At 38.0% G+C, this 16,887-nt stretch carries 15 protein-coding genes and 1 pseudogene; 14 read left to right on the top strand and 2 right to left on the bottom strand.

The window, feature by feature from the left end; translation table 11 throughout:
• The 4 genes from ACLIBH_RS09780 to rsmI all read left to right on the top strand — a co-directional run.
• On the top strand, positions 1–559 hold a 559-nt coding region (locus ACLIBH_RS09780), incomplete at its 5' end, for a transposase (protein WP_439316521.1).
• Between the two features lie 277 nt (positions 560–836).
• On the top strand, positions 837–1,574 hold the full coding sequence (locus ACLIBH_RS09775) for a tRNA1(Val) (adenine(37)-N6)-methyltransferase (protein WP_439316525.1): 738 nt from the start codon (positions 837–839) through the stop codon (positions 1,572–1,574).
• Positions 1,567–1,863, top strand: coding sequence for a GIY-YIG nuclease family protein (locus ACLIBH_RS09770; protein WP_439316520.1), 297 nt, complete (start codon positions 1,567–1,569; stop codon positions 1,861–1,863). The genes ACLIBH_RS09775 and ACLIBH_RS09770 overlap by 8 nt, the downstream gene beginning before the upstream one ends.
• On the top strand, positions 1,838–2,713 hold the full coding sequence (gene rsmI / locus ACLIBH_RS09765; protein WP_439316519.1) for a 16S rRNA (cytidine(1402)-2'-O)-methyltransferase: 876 nt from the start codon (positions 1,838–1,840) through the stop codon (positions 2,711–2,713). The genes ACLIBH_RS09770 and rsmI overlap by 26 nt, the downstream gene beginning before the upstream one ends.
• A gap of 138 nt (positions 2,714–2,851) precedes the next feature.
• Here the strand turns inward: rsmI and ACLIBH_RS09760 are convergent, their stop codons facing one another.
• Positions 2,852–3,130 (bottom strand): AbrB/MazE/SpoVT family DNA-binding domain-containing protein, encoded by a 279-nt coding sequence (locus ACLIBH_RS09760; protein WP_439316518.1) that lies wholly within the window; start codon positions 3,128–3,130, stop codon positions 2,852–2,854.
• A gap of 432 nt (positions 3,131–3,562) precedes the next feature.
• Here ACLIBH_RS09760 and metG point away from each other — a divergent pair, with 432 nt between their 5' ends.
• The 9 genes from metG to ACLIBH_RS09715 all read left to right on the top strand — a co-directional run bounded on the left by metG (position 3,563) and on the right by ACLIBH_RS09715 (position 14,496).
• A complete protein-coding gene (metG, locus tag ACLIBH_RS09755) occupies positions 3,563–5,515 on the top strand; it encodes a methionine--tRNA ligase (RefSeq protein ID WP_439316517.1) in 1,953 nt (650 codons plus the stop codon).
• Between the two features lie 136 nt (positions 5,516–5,651).
• The gene (locus ACLIBH_RS09750; RefSeq protein ID WP_439316516.1) at positions 5,652–6,422 is read left to right on the top strand and encodes a TatD family hydrolase; all 771 of its coding nucleotides are present in this window, start codon (positions 5,652–5,654) and stop codon (positions 6,420–6,422) included.
• Positions 6,423–6,674: 252 nt separating this feature from the next.
• Entirely contained in the window at positions 6,675–7,880 is a 1,206-nt protein-coding gene (locus ACLIBH_RS09745; RefSeq protein WP_439316515.1) for a ubiquitin-like domain-containing protein, read from the top strand.
• A 160-nt stretch (positions 7,881–8,040) separates the two neighbouring features.
• Positions 8,041–8,610 carry a ribonuclease M5 gene (gene rnmV / locus ACLIBH_RS09740; RefSeq protein ID WP_439316514.1) on the top strand — a complete coding sequence of 190 codons (570 nt, stop codon included), beginning with the start codon at positions 8,041–8,043 and terminating at the stop codon, positions 8,608–8,610.
• The gene (gene rsmA / locus ACLIBH_RS09735; RefSeq protein ID WP_439316513.1) at positions 8,603–9,484 is read left to right on the top strand and encodes a 16S rRNA (adenine(1518)-N(6)/adenine(1519)-N(6))-dimethyltransferase RsmA; all 882 of its coding nucleotides are present in this window, start codon (positions 8,603–8,605) and stop codon (positions 9,482–9,484) included. The genes rnmV and rsmA overlap by 8 nt, the downstream gene beginning before the upstream one ends.
• A gap of 264 nt (positions 9,485–9,748) precedes the next feature.
• Positions 9,749–10,618 (top strand): sporulation peptidase YabG, encoded by an 870-nt coding sequence (gene yabG / locus ACLIBH_RS09730; RefSeq protein ID WP_439316512.1) that lies wholly within the window; start codon positions 9,749–9,751, stop codon positions 10,616–10,618.
• A 376-nt stretch (positions 10,619–10,994) separates the two neighbouring features.
• Positions 10,995–11,261, top strand: coding sequence for a biofilm formation stimulator Veg (gene veg / locus ACLIBH_RS09725; protein ID WP_439316524.1), 267 nt, complete (start codon positions 10,995–10,997; stop codon positions 11,259–11,261).
• Positions 11,262–11,448: 187 nt separating this feature from the next.
• The gene (locus ACLIBH_RS09720; RefSeq protein ID WP_439316511.1) at positions 11,449–11,628 is read left to right on the top strand and encodes a small, acid-soluble spore protein, alpha/beta type; all 180 of its coding nucleotides are present in this window, start codon (positions 11,449–11,451) and stop codon (positions 11,626–11,628) included.
• 165 nt (positions 11,629–11,793) lie between these two features.
• A complete protein-coding gene (locus ACLIBH_RS09715) occupies positions 11,794–14,496 on the top strand; it encodes a UPF0182 family membrane protein (RefSeq protein ID WP_439316510.1) in 2,703 nt (900 codons plus the stop codon).
• Between the two features lie 355 nt (positions 14,497–14,851).
• Here ACLIBH_RS09715 and ACLIBH_RS09710 read toward each other — a convergent pair whose 3' ends face one another.
• Positions 14,852–15,109, bottom strand: coding sequence for a hypothetical protein (locus ACLIBH_RS09710; RefSeq protein WP_439316509.1), 258 nt, complete (start codon positions 15,107–15,109; stop codon positions 14,852–14,854).
• Between the two features lie 90 nt (positions 15,110–15,199).
• Between ACLIBH_RS09710 and ACLIBH_RS09705 the strand changes: the two are divergent.
• Positions 15,200–16,376 (top strand): annotated as a pseudogene (locus ACLIBH_RS09705) (ISL3 family transposase).
• Positions 16,377–16,887 lie beyond the last annotated feature (511 nt).

The raw sequence follows: 16,887 nt of genomic DNA, 5'->3' as shown, positions 1-16,887 counted from the left end.
GAAACCAATTATAGTAGCAGATCGCTTTCATTTTTGCCGGTATATGTATTGGGCCCTTGAGCGCGTTAGAAGAAAAGAACAAAAGCAATTTAGTGACTATGATCGCAAAAAGTGTAAGCGAATGAAGCATGTATTTAATAAAAAGCATGAAACATTAACAGAGAAGCAACGCTGGTATTTAGATCGCTATTTAAAAATGTCGGATACGTTGCAAAGAGCATACCAGTTAAAAGAAGCATATCGGTATTGGTTTGAAGAAGCAAAGGCCCTAGGGCCTTCCAATTTAACGGCGGTCAAGGAACGTTTATACGAATTTTACAGTTTAGTAAAAGCATCAGGCCTTGATGAATTCAAGAAGGCAGTAGAAACTTTTCAGAACTGGCAGAAGGAAATTTTGAATAGTTTCGCTTTTAATTTGCATAATGGTTATGTCGAGGGTATTAATAACCAAACAAAAGTGATAAAGAGAAACGCATTTGGTTACCGCCGTTTTGATCGCTTTCGTTTAAGAGTACTATTACATCATCAATATAAAAACATAAATGGGCGGGTCGCATAAATAAGGAGTGAGCGTTAGCTCACCCCAACATTTGACGTAGAACCTTTTTTTATTTCTCACTATTTGTTCGGGGCGTTAAGCGTAAATTTAACGATTATCACAATTGGAACGTATAGTATGCTAAAGAATAGCGGAAAATTGTGTAATATGAATAGAAATTGCATGTAGTTATTTTATAGATCGACAAGCTAATGCTTGTTATTTTAGCGATAACGATTGGAGTTAGGTGTAAGTGGCTGAGGAAAATAAAGCGGTTGTAACGAATGGTGAAAACAAAATATGTTTGATTGATGACGAACGGATTGATTATTTAGTTGCCAATGAGAAAATGAAGATTATTCAAAGTCCTTCTGTTTTTTCTTTTTCTCTTGATGCTATTTTGTTAGCTCATTTTGCATATATACCGATAAAAAAAGGGAACATTTTGGATTTGTGTGCGGGAAATGGCGCTATTCCACTTTTGTTGACCCAACGAACGAATGCACATATTACAGGTGTTGAAATTCAAGAAAGGCTCGTAAATATGGCGAAGCGAAGTATAAAGCTAAATGCGTTGACCGAACAAATCTCTTTTATTCACGGAGACTTAAAACAAATGCACCCTATACTTGGTCATAGCTCGTTCGACGCTGTTACGTGTAATCCTCCTTATTTTCGTTCACCCGCAACGACCGAGCATAACCGTAATGAATATTTAACGATTGCCAGACACGAGGTTATGTGTTCGCTGGAAGATGTTGTTCGAGCGTGCAAGTTGCACGTAAAGCCAGGAGGCAAGGTTTCCATCGTCCATCGACCGGGAAGGCTCGTTGACATCATTACCCTATTTAGGAAATATCATTTAGAGCCAAAGCGACTACGCTTCGTTTATGCAAAAGAAGGGCGCGAAGCAAATACGTTATTAATTGAAGCAGTTCGTGATGGCAAAGCAGACTTAAAACTATTGCCACCATTAATTATTTATAATGAAGATGACACATATACAAAAGAAGCTGAGGAAATTATAAATGGATAACAAAGAACATGTCGTATATATGTTAAGGTGTAACGATCAGACGCTATATACAGGCTATACGAATGATTTAGCAAAGAGATTGGAAATGCATACCGCTGGCAAGGGTGCGAAGTATACAAGGGGACGAGGCCCTTTTCAAGTGGTATACGTAAAAAAGTTCCAAACAAAAGAAACGGCTATGCAAAAAGAATATGAAATCAAACAATTGTCCCGAAAAGAGAAGCTTCAGCTCATTCGGGAAATGCTGAAAGAAGTGGTTCAACATGCAAATTCAAAAGAGCTTTCATAATGATGTAGAAATAGGAACAGTATACGTTGTACCTACTCCTATAGGGAATTTAGAAGATATTACGTATCGTGCCTTACACATTTTAAAAACGGTACAATGGATTGCTGCTGAGGATACGAGAAACACTCGAAAATTACTTAGCTATTTCGATATTCATACACCGCTTATTAGCTTTCACGAGCATAGTAACGAAGCACGGAAGCAGGAGTTGTTAACCTATTTAAAAAAAGGGGAGTCCGTTGCTTTAGTTAGTGATGCAGGGATGCCTGCTATTAGTGACCCTGGTTATGAGTTAATTGAAGCTGCTATTAACGATCAAATCAATGTAGTATCCTTGCCAGGGGCAAATGCAGCATTATGTGCGTTAGTTGCATCGGGGCTTCCTACACAAATGTTTTTATTTTATGGCTTTTTACCGAGAAAAAGGAAAGAAAAGCGGTTCGCTTTAGATCGCTTGAAAACAGTTGAAGCGACATTGCTTTTTTATGAAGCTCCGTATCGACTAACAGATACGTTGGAGCAATTGAATACGGTACTAGGAAACCGACAGGCTGTCATTGGACGCGAGCTTACGAAGAGATTTGAAGAATATGTCCGTGGCTCTATAGAAGATTTGTTAAATTGGTCAACGGAAAATGAATTAAAAGGCGAATTTTGTCTCGTTGTTGAAGGGAATACTGAAGCGGATACGAATGAAGACCTTTTGTGGTGGAGCCATTTATCGGTACAAGCTCACATACACCATTATATGGAGAACAAAGGGTATTCCAGTAAAGAGGCGATTAAGCAAGTTGCTACAGAGCGAAACATGGCTAAGCGTGATGTGTACAAGCAATTTCATATAGAATAACCTTTATTGTGCTAAGCACATAACACGCAACAAAAGTGCTGGGACGTACATTCTCATTTGTCCCAGCACCAATGTATGCACTCGTAAAAAGAAATGAACCACAATCGCTGTGGCTCTTAAATAAACTGTACGGTATTCTTAAAAGTCGAAATTTGAATTGATTTCTTTTACTAAGGCTTCGGCACCTTCACGGCTAAGCACAAGTTTTCCGTTAGCTAATGCTAGGTTGTCGTCTGAACTTTCCCCTGTAATTTGACAAGTCATATTTGCTGTATATTTTTTAAAGATCACCTTGTCGTCTTCTACGTAAATTTCCATTGCGTCTTTTTCTTCAATGCCGAGTGATCTTCTTAATTCGATAGGTATTACTACTCTACCAAGCTCGTCCACTCTTCGTACAATTCCTGTAGACTTCATCTCGTATTCCCTCCCTCTTAAATTAGAAAAACTGTTTATAAAAATTTCTTGAATTGTCAGTTTTTTTAATTCATAGTACAATTTGTAAGAAAAGCAGCTGTCAAATTTCGACAATTTAACAAAGAATATTTTACCAATCATTTATAAACGTGTCAACAGGCATATAATGTGTTGAAGTAGTAAAATATCGACATAAGCCACGAAATGAGGGCATTATTTCCTGTTTGTGAAATTATGTTCATAAAAACAATTGAAAAAAAGACGATTATTTCAAAAAAAGGCAAAAAATACAATTAATGTTAAAATGGGCAAAGAACGATTGGTTTCCAATTCAAAACGTTCTGATGTTGGAAATGTCGGAAAAAAATCGCTACAATAGGATTAGTTAAAAAGACGAATCTGTATATTGATACTGGAAGAGGAGATTGTTCGATGAGTGAGAAAAAGAAAACATTTTATATAACAACCCCAATTTATTACCCAAGTGGGAATCTGCATATTGGACATGCATACTCAACAGTTGCCGGAGACGCTATTGCCCGTTATAAGCGGATGCGCGGGTATGATGTCATGTATTTGACTGGAACGGATGAACACGGGCAAAAAATTCAGACAGCTGCAGAAAAGGAAGGCCTGTCGCCACAGAGCTATGTAGATAAAATTGTCGGTGGCATTCAAGAGTTATGGAAAAAGCTCGAAATAACGAATGATGATTTTATTCGCACAACAGAAGAACGACATAAGGTGGTTGTACAAAAAATATTTGACCAGCTCGTTAAGCAAGGTGATATATACTTAGATACGTATGAAGGCTGGTATTGTATGTCTTGTGAAGCTTTCTTTACGGAACGCCAGCTTGATGACGGGCATTGTGCAGACTGTGGGAAAATTGTCGAGAAAGTAAAGGAAGAGTCGTACTTCTTCAAAATGAGCAAGTACGTAGATCGACTCGTCAAATTTTATGAAGACAATCCAACGTTTATTCAACCGGAAAGTCGAAAAAATGAAATGCTGAACAATTTCATTAAGCCAGGACTTGAGGATTTAGCAGTCTCACGGACCACATTTGATTGGGGAATTAAAGTTCCAGGAAATCCAAAGCACGTTATATATGTGTGGATAGATGCGTTGACGAATTACATTACCGCACTTGGATACGGTTCAGACGATACTTCTAAGTACGAAAAATATTGGCCAGCAGATGTTCATTTAATGAGTAAGGAAATTGTTCGTTTCCATACAATTTATTGGCCAATTATGTTAATGGCGCTTGATTTACCTTTGCCGAAAAAAGTATTTGCCCATGGTTGGATTTTAATGAAAGACGGAAAAATGTCGAAATCAAAAGGGAATGTTGTCGACCCAGTAAAATTGACCGATCGTTATGGGCTTGATGCTTTACGCTATTATTTATTGCGTGAAGTTCCATTTGGTTCCGATGGGGTATTTACGCCAGAAGGATTTGTAGAGCGTACGAATTATGATCTTGCCAATGATCTTGGTAACTTATTGAATCGAACTGTTGCGATGATTGATAAATACTTTGCAGGTGAAATACCGGCATATCGAGCTGCTGAGACAGAGGTTGATGAACGACTAGAAGCATTTGCAAAAGAAACGATTCAAAAAGTCGAGGAAGCAATGGAAAGCATGCAGTTTTCAGTTGCTCTAACCGCATTATGGAAATATATAAGCCGTTCTAATAAGTACATTGACGAAACAGAGCCTTGGGTTTTGGCTAAGGATGAGAGCAAGCGCGCGCGACTTGGCAATGTTATGGCGCACCTTGCAGAATCTTTGCGGATTTCTGCCGTTATGCTCCAGCCATTTTTAACACATGCACCGCAAGAAATTTTCAGGCAGCTAGGTATTTCTGAAAAAGAACTGCAGCAATGGGATAGCATATATGACCAAGGGAAGATTAGTTCGGGAACAACGATTCAAAAAGGCAGTCCTATTTTCCCACGCCTTGACGTCGAGCAAGAGATACAGACAATTAAGGAAATGATGCAACCCCCAACACAAGCGGAACAAAAAACAGAACCAAAAGAAGTAAAAGAAGAAATTGTTTATGATGACTTTATGAAACTTGATTTGCGTGTTGCAGAAGTTATTCATGCAGAGAAGATGAAGAAAGCAGATAAGCTTATTAAAATGCAGGTTGACTTAGGGTTTGAAAAGAGACAAATTATTTCAGGTATCGCCCAATATTACAAGCCGGAAGAGCTCCTCGGTAAAAAGGTAATTTGCGTTACGAATTTAAAGCCAGTAAAACTACGGGGCGAATTATCGGAAGGAATGATTCTTTCTGGTGAAGGTGAAAATGGAAAGCTCGTATTGGCAACTGTCGAAAAATACTTGCCAAATGGCTCTACTGTAAAATAATAAGAAAATGGAAAAGGTCTTCTTCGTGTGTAAATCGAAAAGGCCTTTTCTTTTTAAGAGAAAGCGGAACGATTTATAAAGCAAAAATGTACGCAGGAAAACTGCTTTATTAACTAGAGTGAAGGAGCGTTAAATCGTGTTATTTGATACGCATGTACATTTGAATGCAAGACAATTTAAAGACGATCGCGATGAAACAATTAAACGTGCTTTTCAAGCGGGCGTGAAATATATGGTCGTTGTAGGATTTGATCATGAAACAATTCCAATTGCAATTGAAATAGCCGAACAATATGAAACGATTTATGCAGCGGTTGGCTGGCATCCAGTTGATGCGATTCACTATTCAAAGGAATGTCTAGCATGGATAGAAGAATTGAGTGCGCATAAAAAGGTTGTTGCGATTGGCGAAATGGGTTTAGATTACCATTGGGACACATCTCCAAAGAAAGTTCAGCAAGAAGTGTTTAGAGAGCAAATACGTTTAGCTAAAAGACTGCAGATGCCAATTATTATTCATAATCGAGAGGCAACCGAAGATATAATAACAATTTTACAAGAAGAAAAAGCGGAGGAAGTAGGAGGCATAATGCACTGTTATAGCGATCGTGTGGAGTATGTTCCTGCTTTTCTCAAAATGAACTTTTATATCTCTTTAGGTGGTCCTGTAACGTTTAAAAATGCTAAAGCACCGAAGGAAGTTGCAGCAGCTGTTCCCCTCGATCGATTACTAATTGAAACAGATGCACCGTATTTAGCACCTCACCCATTTCGAGGAAAAAGGAATGAACCAGCGCATGTGCAACTTGTAGCCGAGCAAATAGCTCACTTGCGTAATATGGACTACCATGAATTAAGTAAAATAACGACAAACAATGCTTTGTCATTATTCAATATTAAGCAATAGACGGCGCATTTATTTAAGAAATTATGAATAAAATGGAATAAATTGGACAAATCTATTAAAGGCTGGGATGTAATTATCCAGTCTTTTTTCATTGGAATGAAAGGTTATTAATTTAATAGAATTCGATTAAATAAGCGAGTATAAGGGGGTTCGCTTCATTTGTAATCTAACTGTAATGAAATCGTAATCGTAAAGATTTTGACTTCGAATATATCTGTTTATATAATCAAAGTCGTTAAGGAGGCAAGAACCATGCAAATCATATCGAAAGTATTACCAGCATCTCGTAAGAAGTTGGTGATTTCGACAGTTGGTATTATGGCACTTGTTCTATTTACAAGCTGGGTAATTTTTGAAACGACCAAAGTCGAAGTAGTGTTTGCCGATAATGGAGAAGAGTTAGCGGTGAAAACACATACGAAAACAGTAGGTGAACTACTAAAAGAACTAAATATTCCAGTAGATGAACACGATGCGTTATCACATGATATAAATAGTCCAATTAAAAGCGGTATGGTTATTGACTATCAAACCGCAAATGAAATAACAGTTAATCTCGATGGAAAAGCACAAACATTTCACACAACTGCCGCCACTATAGGCGACTTTTTTAAGGAAGAGGAACTTTCTTTTTCTGCACACGACAGCATATCGCACAGCTATTCAGACGTAATTGAAGAAGGATTAACGATTACGATTGATACAGCCTATGAAGTTACGGTTGAAGACGGTAGTGTTGAAAAGAAAGTATGGACGACTGGTGGGAAAGTAGCCGAAGTACTAGCAGCAAACGACATTACATACAAAGATCAAGATAAAATAGATCCTGTACTTACGGAAGATGTAACGGAGAACACAAAGATTACAATCGTTCATGTAGAAGAGAAGACCGAAAAAGTAGAGGAAAAGATAGCCTTTAAAACGGAAACGAAAAAGGATGCTACCCTTGAAAAAGGAAAAGAACGCGTCATTGTTGAAGGGAAAGAAGGACGTGTCGCTAAGGAATACAAAGTAACACTAGAGAACGGTGAAGAAGTTCAGCGCGAGCTTTTACGTGAAGAAGTCGTTGAAAAAAGTGAAAACAAAGTGGTCGCTATCGGAACGAAAGAAGTGAAAAAAAGCCAAACGGCATCCATTGCTAGCACTGCGGGTCAGGCAAGTGCGAGTGGAAAGGAACTGTACGTAACAGCTAGTGCTTATACAGCAAAATGTAAAGGATGTTCCGGATATACAGCTACAGGAATTAACTTAAATGCTAATCCGAACATGAAAGTTATTGCTGTAGATCCTAATGTCATACCTTTAGGTTCCAAAGTGTGGGTAGAAGGATATGGTACAGCAATTGCTGCGGATACAGGCGGATCGATCAAAGGGAATCGAATTGATGCGCACTTCCCGACAAAGCAAGCTGCATATAGTTTCGGTCGTAAAAAAGTAAAAGTGAAAATTCTTGATTAATGGTTCGCCATTTTATATTGAATGATTGACCAACAGTAGGATTAATGCTCTTGCCATGATAAAATGGTGAGAGCATTAATCGTTTTAGACGAAAAGAATTGATATTTTATCATAACTAGGAAAAAATGATTCTATAAAGCATAGAGAAAGAGGCAATACAGTGAAAATAAAGGAAGTAATTATCGTCGAAGGGAAAGACGATCGTGTTAAAATTCGGCAAGCAGTGGATGCAGATACGATTGAAACGAATGGATCGGCTATTAATGCTGAAACGCTCGAACGAATCAAGCACGCAAAGGAAAAGCGAGGCTGCATAATATTTACCGATCCAGATTACCCAGGGCAGCGCATTCGTTCAATTATTGATCAAGCGGTACCAGGTTGTAAGCATGCTTTTTTAACACCTGAAGAAGCAAGAGCGAAGCATCCACATAATAAAAGCATAGGGATTGAACATGCATCCGTCGCTGCAATACAAAAGGCATTGGCAGGTGTTTATGAAATTCATCCTCCATACGAAGCTGAAATATGCCAGCAAGACTTGCTCGAATATGGCCTAATAGGTGGATCGGGTGCAAAAGAAAGAAGAATGAAGCTAGGTAATTTACTAAACATCGGTCAAGCGAACGGCAAGCAGCTTCTGAAAAGGTTAGCTATGTTTCAAATTACAAAAAAGCAATTGAAGCAAGCGATGGAAGAAATAGTTGAAGAGGAGAACGGCAATGCCTAAACCATTTATTGCAACCCCAGTCCGTACGAAGGAAATATTAAAAAAGTATAATTTTTCTTTTAAAAAAAGCTTAGGACAAAATTTTTTAATTGATACGAACATTTTACGAACCATAATTGAACAAGCAGGAATAGATCAAGATAGTGGCGTAATCGAAATAGGTCCTGGAATTGGGTCATTGACGGAACAATTGGCGATCCATGCAAATCATGTTATTGCTTATGAAATTGATCAACGTTTAGTACCTATTTTGCAAGATACTTTACAGGCGTACGATAATAAAACAATTATTCATGATGATATTTTAAAAGCTGATGTTGGCGATGCGATAAGCGCTCATTTTAGCGAGAGCCAGTCCATTCATATAGTTGCTAATCTGCCCTATTATATTACAACACCAATTTTAATGAAGCTACTGCAAGACCGACTACCGATTGATCGTTTAACTGTCATGCTCCAAAAGGAAGTAGCTGACCGGATGGCAGCACGTCCGAATAGTAAAAGCTATGGCTCCTTATCGATTGCTGTGCAATATTATACAGAAGCAGAAGTAGTAATGAACGTACCGAGACAAGCGTTTATTCCACCACCAAATGTTACGTCTAGTGTGCTGAAACTAACGATGCGCAAACATCCGCCGGTTTCTGTAAATGATGAAGAACAATTTTTCTCAGTAGTACGTGCCTGTTTCGTTCACCGAAGAAAAACGTTAGTAAACAATTTATCTAATTACGATAAGGAAAAAAGCAAGCAAGAGCTGATAGCTATTCTTGACCGAATTGAAATCTCTCCGAATCGCCGTGGAGAGTCATTGTCAATGGAAGAATTTGCTCGGCTTGCGAACGCACTTTCTGATTCATCTCCGCAAACATAAACGAATTTCATAACGGGTACGACTCGGTTTAACGGTGAAATGACAGCGGTTATTTATTGTGATACGTAACGCTAAATAACGTATAGGCAATCAAATAACCGTTCCTCTTTTTTTATAAACGGTATGCATCGTCAAAACAAGTTCCCTACCCTAAATCATCTCAAAATACACACGATTAAATTCAATAAGTAAAAGGCACAATTTCGCCCATGCTGACATAGTCTATGTTAAGGTGCAACTCCAGCTAATGAGGACGGTGTCGAGGTGGAAGCTGTGAAAGGGGATTACGTCACGCGAAAATCGTACGGTCACGATTTATTATTTACAGTTGTGGAAATAAAAGAGGAGCAAGCGATCATACATGGTGTTCATATTCGATTACAAGCGGATGCGCCAATGGATGACCTTGTTCGAGTAGAGGACCAAGAGCTTCGCAAAATAAAACAAAAGGTAAAAAAACAAGAAGACGTTTCGTATCGATTGTTTTTACAGGATTATCGTTTGTTAAAGGAGAAACGAAATTACGAAGCTACGGATGGGTATACTGAAAAAGCTGCTTGTTTTCAACTTCCTACAAAGGTTTTGCACCTCGATGGAGATCAATCGTATTTACGTAAATGCATGGAACTATATGAGAAGATGGGATTACAGGTGCACAGTGTCCATTTACATGAAAAGGAAATGCCGTATGAAATCGCTGCATTATTAAAAAGTATTCAGCCACAAATTGTAGTTATTACAGGACATGATTCGTATTCAAGAAAAAAAGGCATGAAAAAAGAGCTTCGAGCATATCGGAATTCTAAGTATTTTGTGGATACCGTTCGGGAAGCAAGAAATATAACCCCGAACTTAGATGATTTAGTTATATTCGCAGGTGCATGTCAATCCCATTTTGAATCGCTTATTCGCGCAGGTGCTAACTTTGCGAGCTCGCCATCAAGAATAAATATACATGCGCTTGATCCTGTGTATATAGCGGCAAGAATTGCATATACATCGTTTATGGAAAAAGTAAACGTATGGGATGCACTACGAAACACATTTACGGGAGAAAAAGGGATGGGCGGAGTAGAAACAAGAGGGTTGTTGCGGGTAGGAATGCCATATAAGGAAGATTTAGCCGAGGAGTAACAAGAAGGTATAATTAAATATCACTTTTGCGTATATGGCAACATCGTTAGCTTTTAGATAGCAGTATCCCATTTGTCCACTTTACGGCCTTTTTATTTAAGTTTTGAGTGCAAGCGTACGATGGTATATACGCACGTGTAGGAGTAGAACAGGAATGGAGGTTATGGAAATAACTAGCAGCTATTTTGTCCGTTCCTTTTTATTTTACTGTAAATATGAAAGGGAAACTTTTTGTGCATAATTTGTAAAAAATATGAAAAGATAAGACGAGTGCAAAAAAAGATATTGACATATTTAAAGAGTTATTGGTATAATATTATGTTTTATTTGACGTTTGAACGAGCATGTGGTATAGTAATTACAGTGAGGTGGAGTGCTGGTGAAAACAATAACGGAAATTAAAAGAGGTCTTGAAGGTCAAATCGGTCAACGTTTAAAATTAACTGCCAATGGCGGAAGAAGGAAAACGGTTATTAGATCTGGAGTATTGTCTGAGACCTACCCTTCTGTTTTCGTAGTTGAGCTTGACCAGGATGAAAATGCATTTGAACGTGTGTCATATAGTTATGCGGATGTTTTAACTGAAGCAGTAGAGATAAGCTTTGTAGATGAAAGCAATCAGGCAGTAGCAGTAGAGCGGTGAACATAGTTTACTGCTTTTTATTTTGCTGTTAAACAGGACAAAGATCTTTTCTAGCTAAGACAACGATGAAGTACGAGAATGTTACAATAAATTCACTTTTTCCTACATATAACAGGTGTATTTTAGGCCGAGTATGCAAAAAATATACATGTCGTAATTACTTTAAGCTGGAAAGGAGCTGTCTTTCATGGGTCGTGGTATTATGTCAGACCAGTTGAAAGAAGAGATTGCCAAGGAGTTAGGTTTTTACGACACGGTACAAAAAGAAGGTTGGGGCGGCATCAGAGCGAAAGATGCTGGTAATATGGTAAAGCGAGCAATTGAAAAGGCTGAGCAAAGTATACAACCGCCAATCGATCGTTCATAACCCAACCAATTACGAGCTGCTTCTCGTTTACAGAGAAGCAGCTCGTTTCATTTAGGCAGAAAAAGGGTTCTGCATTGGTTTTTGATCGTTGTTTTAATCTTTGTTCAAAGAAATGTGTAAATCTGTTACTATTAAAAAGAGGATACAATTATTGGAGGTAGTACAGTGAAGCATCGTAATATATCGTTTGGAAAAGGAACGCGTTTCTTTATAGGGTTTTTCTTCTTATTATTAATTGTTGGTTTTATTGTATTTCAGTGGCTAACAGACTATATCTGGATGGAAACATTAGGATATGAAAGTGTATTTATGACGATTTTTACAAGTAAAGTTGCTCTTGGTGTAACCGGGTTTATTTTGTTTTTCATCTGTACATATATTACATTGTTTTGGATCCGCTATTCCTACACAAGTCACTTTGGTCGAGAGCAACTTCCGCCAATTATGCTACACCGAAAGTCCCTCACTTTGATCATGCTAGGAATTGCTACCGTCGTCGGCTTTATTGGCAGTAGTATTATTCAAGGTGTTGGTTGGGAGCCCGCATTAAAGCTGTTAAATCATACGGAATTCGGTATAAAGGATCCATTTTTTAATATGGACGTCTCGTTTTATGTATTTATCCTGCCTTTTGTTGAGTTTATTGCTTATGTGCTGTTTGGACTGACATTTTTCTTTTTAGTTGTGCTCATTAGTGCATACTCTGTCTTTCATATATACCGAATGAATCGTTCGGCACAAATTCATTTAGGCGTAACGATTGGCGCTTTAGGCATTTTACAAGCGGGTATGCATCTGCTGGAGCCGTATGGAACGCTTTTAACGAATCAAGTAAATATATTTCAAAAAAGCGCTGTCTATGGACTTAGCTATACGGATAAATTAATTAATATTCCAAAGGCATACGTACTAGCAGCCGTTGCACTCGTTGCGACAGTATGGATTATTGTTGCACTTAGCCGGAATAAGCTACGTTCTATCATTACACCGGTTGTTATTTATGCCGTTGTGCTCGTTGCAGGTCAAGGAGCGTCAGTTATTGTGCAAAACTTTATCGTTTCCCCTAACGAGTTTTCAAAAGAAAGTCCGTACTTGGAGCATAACCTTTCCTTTACAAGAGCCGCCTACGATTTGGATAAAATTAAGGAAGAGGAACATCCAGGTGACTTTACTTTAACTAGAGATATGGTGGAAAGAAATGAGCTTACAATTAATAACGTTCGATTAAATGATTCTAGACCATTGCTTGATATTTATAATCAGCTGCAAACGTTCCGAACGTACTATAAGTTTAACGATATGGATATTGACCGGTATAAAATTAACGGTAATTATGAGCAAGTCTTTATTGGAGCTAGAGAGCTTAGCACAGCCGATCTACCCTCACAAGCACAAACATGGGTAAATCGAACGTTAAGGTATACACATGGGTATGGCGTTGCAGTGAGTCACGTAAATAAAGTGACAAGTCAGGGACAACCCGAGTACATGATGAAAAATTTGCCTGCTCAAGGTGAATTTGACATTAGTCGAGAGCAAATATACTTTGGGGAAGAACCGTACCCGAACGTTATTGTTAACTCTAAAGTAGACGAATTTGATTATCCGACAGGTGATCAAAACGAGACGAACCGATATGAGGAGCGTACGGGCATCCCTCTTAAAGGATTTAACCGCTTTTTATTCGCTTTAAGTGAAGGGTCGTTTCGAATGCTTGTCTCGGATCAAATTACGAGCGATAGCCAGTTGCTGGACACACGTAATATTATGGATCGAGTGAAAAGGATCGCTCCGTTTTTCCGTTACGATCAGGACCCTTATATCTTTATTCGAGATGATGGAACGTTAGCATGGATGATGGATGCTTACTTAAGCGCAGAAAACTATCCATATTCTGAAGCGTATAAAGGAAATGAAAATTACATTCGTAATTCCGTCAAAGTTGTTTTGGACGCGTATTCGGGCGAGGTTGATTTCTATGTTGCGAATCCGGACGATCCACTGCTTCAAACTTATAAAAATATGTTCCCACAGCTATTTAAAGAGGAAATGCCTGAGGATGTAAAAGCACATATCCGTTACCCGGAAATGCTCTTTAAAATTCAAGCATCAATGTATGGGACGTATCATATGTCTAATCTAGAAGTGTTTTATAACCGAGAGGATTTTTGGCAGTTCCCGACAGAAAAGTACTTTAACAAAGATATTGAAATGGAACCGTACTATATTACAATGAAAATGCCAGAAGAGGCTGAGGAAGAGTTCATTCTAATGATGCCATATACACCAAAAAACCGGCAAAACATGATTTCTTGGATTGGTGTTCGCAACGATGGAGAGCATTACGGAGATATGTTTATTTATCGCTTCCCGAAACAGAAAAACATTTATGGACCACAACAAATTGAAAATCGAATTAATCAGGATAGTTATATATCACAGCAGCTCAATTTATGGTCCCAAGGTGGTTCAGAAGTAATCCGCGGTAATTTATTGGCGATTCCGATTGAGGATACAGTCTTGTATGTCGAACCGATTTACATTGAATCATCCAATGAAACGTCGTTACCGGAAGTAAAGCAAGTTATTATGGCTTATGAAGACCATATTGTTATGGAAGAAACATTTGAAAAAGCGCTCGATAAAATATTAAATCTTATCGATCCAGATAAGGTAGATCAAAAAACAGAGGAAGATAAGGAAGCGCCAGAGCAAAGTGAACAAAAGCCGATCATAGGCGCAGAAGCAATGCTACAGGAATTTGCAAGTCTGTTTGATGCGTATCGCACTGCATTAGCTGAAGGGGATTGGGAAAAAGCAGGCGAAATAATGAAAGAAATTGAAACAAAATTAAATACAGTTGATTAATGAAAAACGAAGCGTTTCTTCCAAGGAGTTTTCCTCTACGGAAGAAACGTCTTTTTGTGTAGCAATTGCTTTAAAAAAAAGGCTCTAAAATATATGTTGGGGTATAGGAAAAATTCAGCAAAATAAAAGCACGCAAACTCCAAAATTTGTTAGACTTGTTTTAACGACAAAACAAACACAAAAGGAGTTGCGTGTAAGTGAATTTTAACATTTCTTTACCAGGTTTAGAAGCATTTCACATCAAAAGTATGTGTCAAGTTATTCTCGGTCGTATTTTAACACCGCTATTCTTGGCACTCCAATTTTGTACGCTTTTTCGACTACCGCGCTATCGCTTGCTGACCCGGTTGTTTCGTTAGGTTCTAAAAAACAAGAACCTAACGAAACAATCGGGATAAAAGGGGATGAACTGGATCCCTTTGGGATCATTTCTTTCTACTTTCCAGTTTTCCGCCTGTTTTTGTTTTTTGATGACCTCGTTTACTTTATTAAATACTTCCCCGACTAAACTGGTGAATGTATCGTACATCAATAGCTGTACCTGTTCTTCAAATTCGATTAAGTTGTTTGTTTCCTTTAATAATTCGTAAATTCTTGTTATAATATATTCCATGAGAAGGCCTCTTTCTAAATGTATTTGCCTGCGAAGCATACATTTTATGATAGAGTGCCTTCTCTTTTTTGGCTAGTAAAATATACCAAAATACCCCCGAGTAAAATTTTACACATATACATCAAAAAATCTATTGAAAATGATGGTGTTTTTCAAATTCACGTGGAACTGGATGTCACTTCGCATCACTGTCCATCGTGTAACTCTCATACAAAGAAAGTGCACGACTATCGCATTCAAAAGATACAACATACGAAATTATTTGTAAGAGAAACACTTATATTTTACCGCAAACGCCGTTATTCATGTCAGCAGCACGGATGTGAAAAACGTTTCTATGAGAATAATTCTTTAGTAGAACGCTATCAAAGACAATCTAAGGAATTGAAAAAGGCTATTGCATTGGAGCTTATTCATGGGAAGAACTTTCAAGATATTGCCTCTAGGTTTAATACTTCTGCGACAACTGTGATGCGTAGGTTTGATGAAGTAGGTTCGACCTTGTTGGAGAAGGCGAAAGAGTTGCCTTCTATAATCGCTATTGATGAATATAAGGGAGACACTAACGGAGAAAAATACCAAACCATTATTGCCGATCCGGTGAATCGGAGACCACTTGAGATTCTGCCAGATCGAAGGAAGGAAACGGTAAAGACGTACTTAGAAAATCACGGGCAGAAAGTTAAAATAGTGGTAATGGATATGAGTCCCTCATTCAAAGCAGCCGTAGATCAAGCATTAGGGAAACCAATTATAGTAGCAGATCGCTTTCATTTTTGCCGGTATATGTATTGGGCCCTTGAGCGCGTTAGAAGAAAAGAACAAAAGCAATTTAGTGACTATGATCGCAAAAAGTGTAAGCGAATGAAGCATGTATTTAATAAAAAGCATGAAACATTAACAGAGAAGCAACGCTGGTATTTAGATCGCTATTTAAAAATGTCGGATACGTTGCAAAGAGCATACCAGTTAAAAGAAGCATATCGGTATTGGTTTGAAGAAGCAAAGGCCCTAGGGCCTTCCAATTTAACGGCGGTCAAGAACGTTTATACGAATTTTACAGTTTAGTAAAAGCATCTGGCCTTGATAAATTCAAAAAGGCAGTAGAACTTTTCAGAAATGGCAGAAGGAAATTTTGAATAGTTTCGCCTTTAATTTGCATAATGGTTATGACGAGGGTATTAATAACCAAACAAAAGTGATAAAGAGAAACGCATTTGGCTACTGGCGCTTTGATCGCTTTCGTTTAAGATTGGCTTGTGGCTGATAATCTAGTGAATTGTAAATTCGAGGCACCTAAACCCAATCAAGCGTAGTTAACAGATGTCACTGTTTAAGGTGAGAGATGCCATACTATATCTATCAGCTGTTTTAGATGTCCTTAATATCGAAGGTTATCAGGCATTCGATTTCACGAAATCCTAATTTCAAACTCGTTCAGAAGTCATTAGAAAAAGCCTTTAAACAAGGATATGTCAAAAGCCAGAGGGTCGATGTACAAATCGTAGTCTATTCAGATCAAGGGTGGTTATATCAAATCAAAAGCTTTGAGCGATTACTCACCCTTTTACAAGATGAGACAAAGCATGTCGCGTAAAGAAAACTGTTTGGATAATGCGCTTATGGGAGGTTCTTCAGCATATTGAAAAATAGAATGTATTTATACCACTTCTTTTTCTTCTGTCGATGATGAGATTGATCAAGTAAATCAATATATTGTATTCTTATCAAGAACGTATTAAAGAAAAACTGGATGGAAAAAGTCCGATTGATTTTAG

This window comes from Virgibacillus sp. W0430 (assembly GCF_051846935.1).
In the GTDB taxonomy this organism is placed as follows: Bacteria; Bacillota; Bacilli; order Bacillales; family Amphibacillaceae; genus JBPYCR01.
Note: the sequence above shows the minus strand (reverse complement) of the source record. Positions and strands in the feature narration are given on the sequence as shown.

Excerpts from the sequence above, each read along its gene's own strand:
- ACLIBH_RS09770 (WP_439316520.1), top strand. The coding sequence starts at position 1,567 with ATGGATAACAAAGAACATGTCGTATATATGTTAAGGTGTAACGATCAG.
- rsmI (WP_439316519.1), top strand. The coding sequence starts at position 1,838 with ATGCAAATTCAAAAGAGCTTTCATAATGATGTAGAAATAGGAACAGTA.
- ACLIBH_RS09760 (WP_439316518.1), bottom strand. The coding sequence starts at position 3,130 with ATGAAGTCTACAGGAATTGTACGAAGAGTGGACGAGCTTGGTAGAGTA.
- metG (WP_439316517.1), top strand. The coding sequence starts at position 3,563 with ATGAGTGAGAAAAAGAAAACATTTTATATAACAACCCCAATTTATTAC.
- ACLIBH_RS09745 (WP_439316515.1), top strand. The coding sequence starts at position 6,675 with ATGCAAATCATATCGAAAGTATTACCAGCATCTCGTAAGAAGTTGGTG.
- rsmA (WP_439316513.1), top strand. The coding sequence starts at position 8,603 with ATGCCTAAACCATTTATTGCAACCCCAGTCCGTACGAAGGAAATATTA.
- ACLIBH_RS09720 (WP_439316511.1), top strand. The coding sequence starts at position 11,449 with ATGGGTCGTGGTATTATGTCAGACCAGTTGAAAGAAGAGATTGCCAAG.
- ACLIBH_RS09710 (WP_439316509.1), bottom strand. The coding sequence starts at position 15,109 with ATGGAATATATTATAACAAGAATTTACGAATTATTAAAGGAAACAAAC.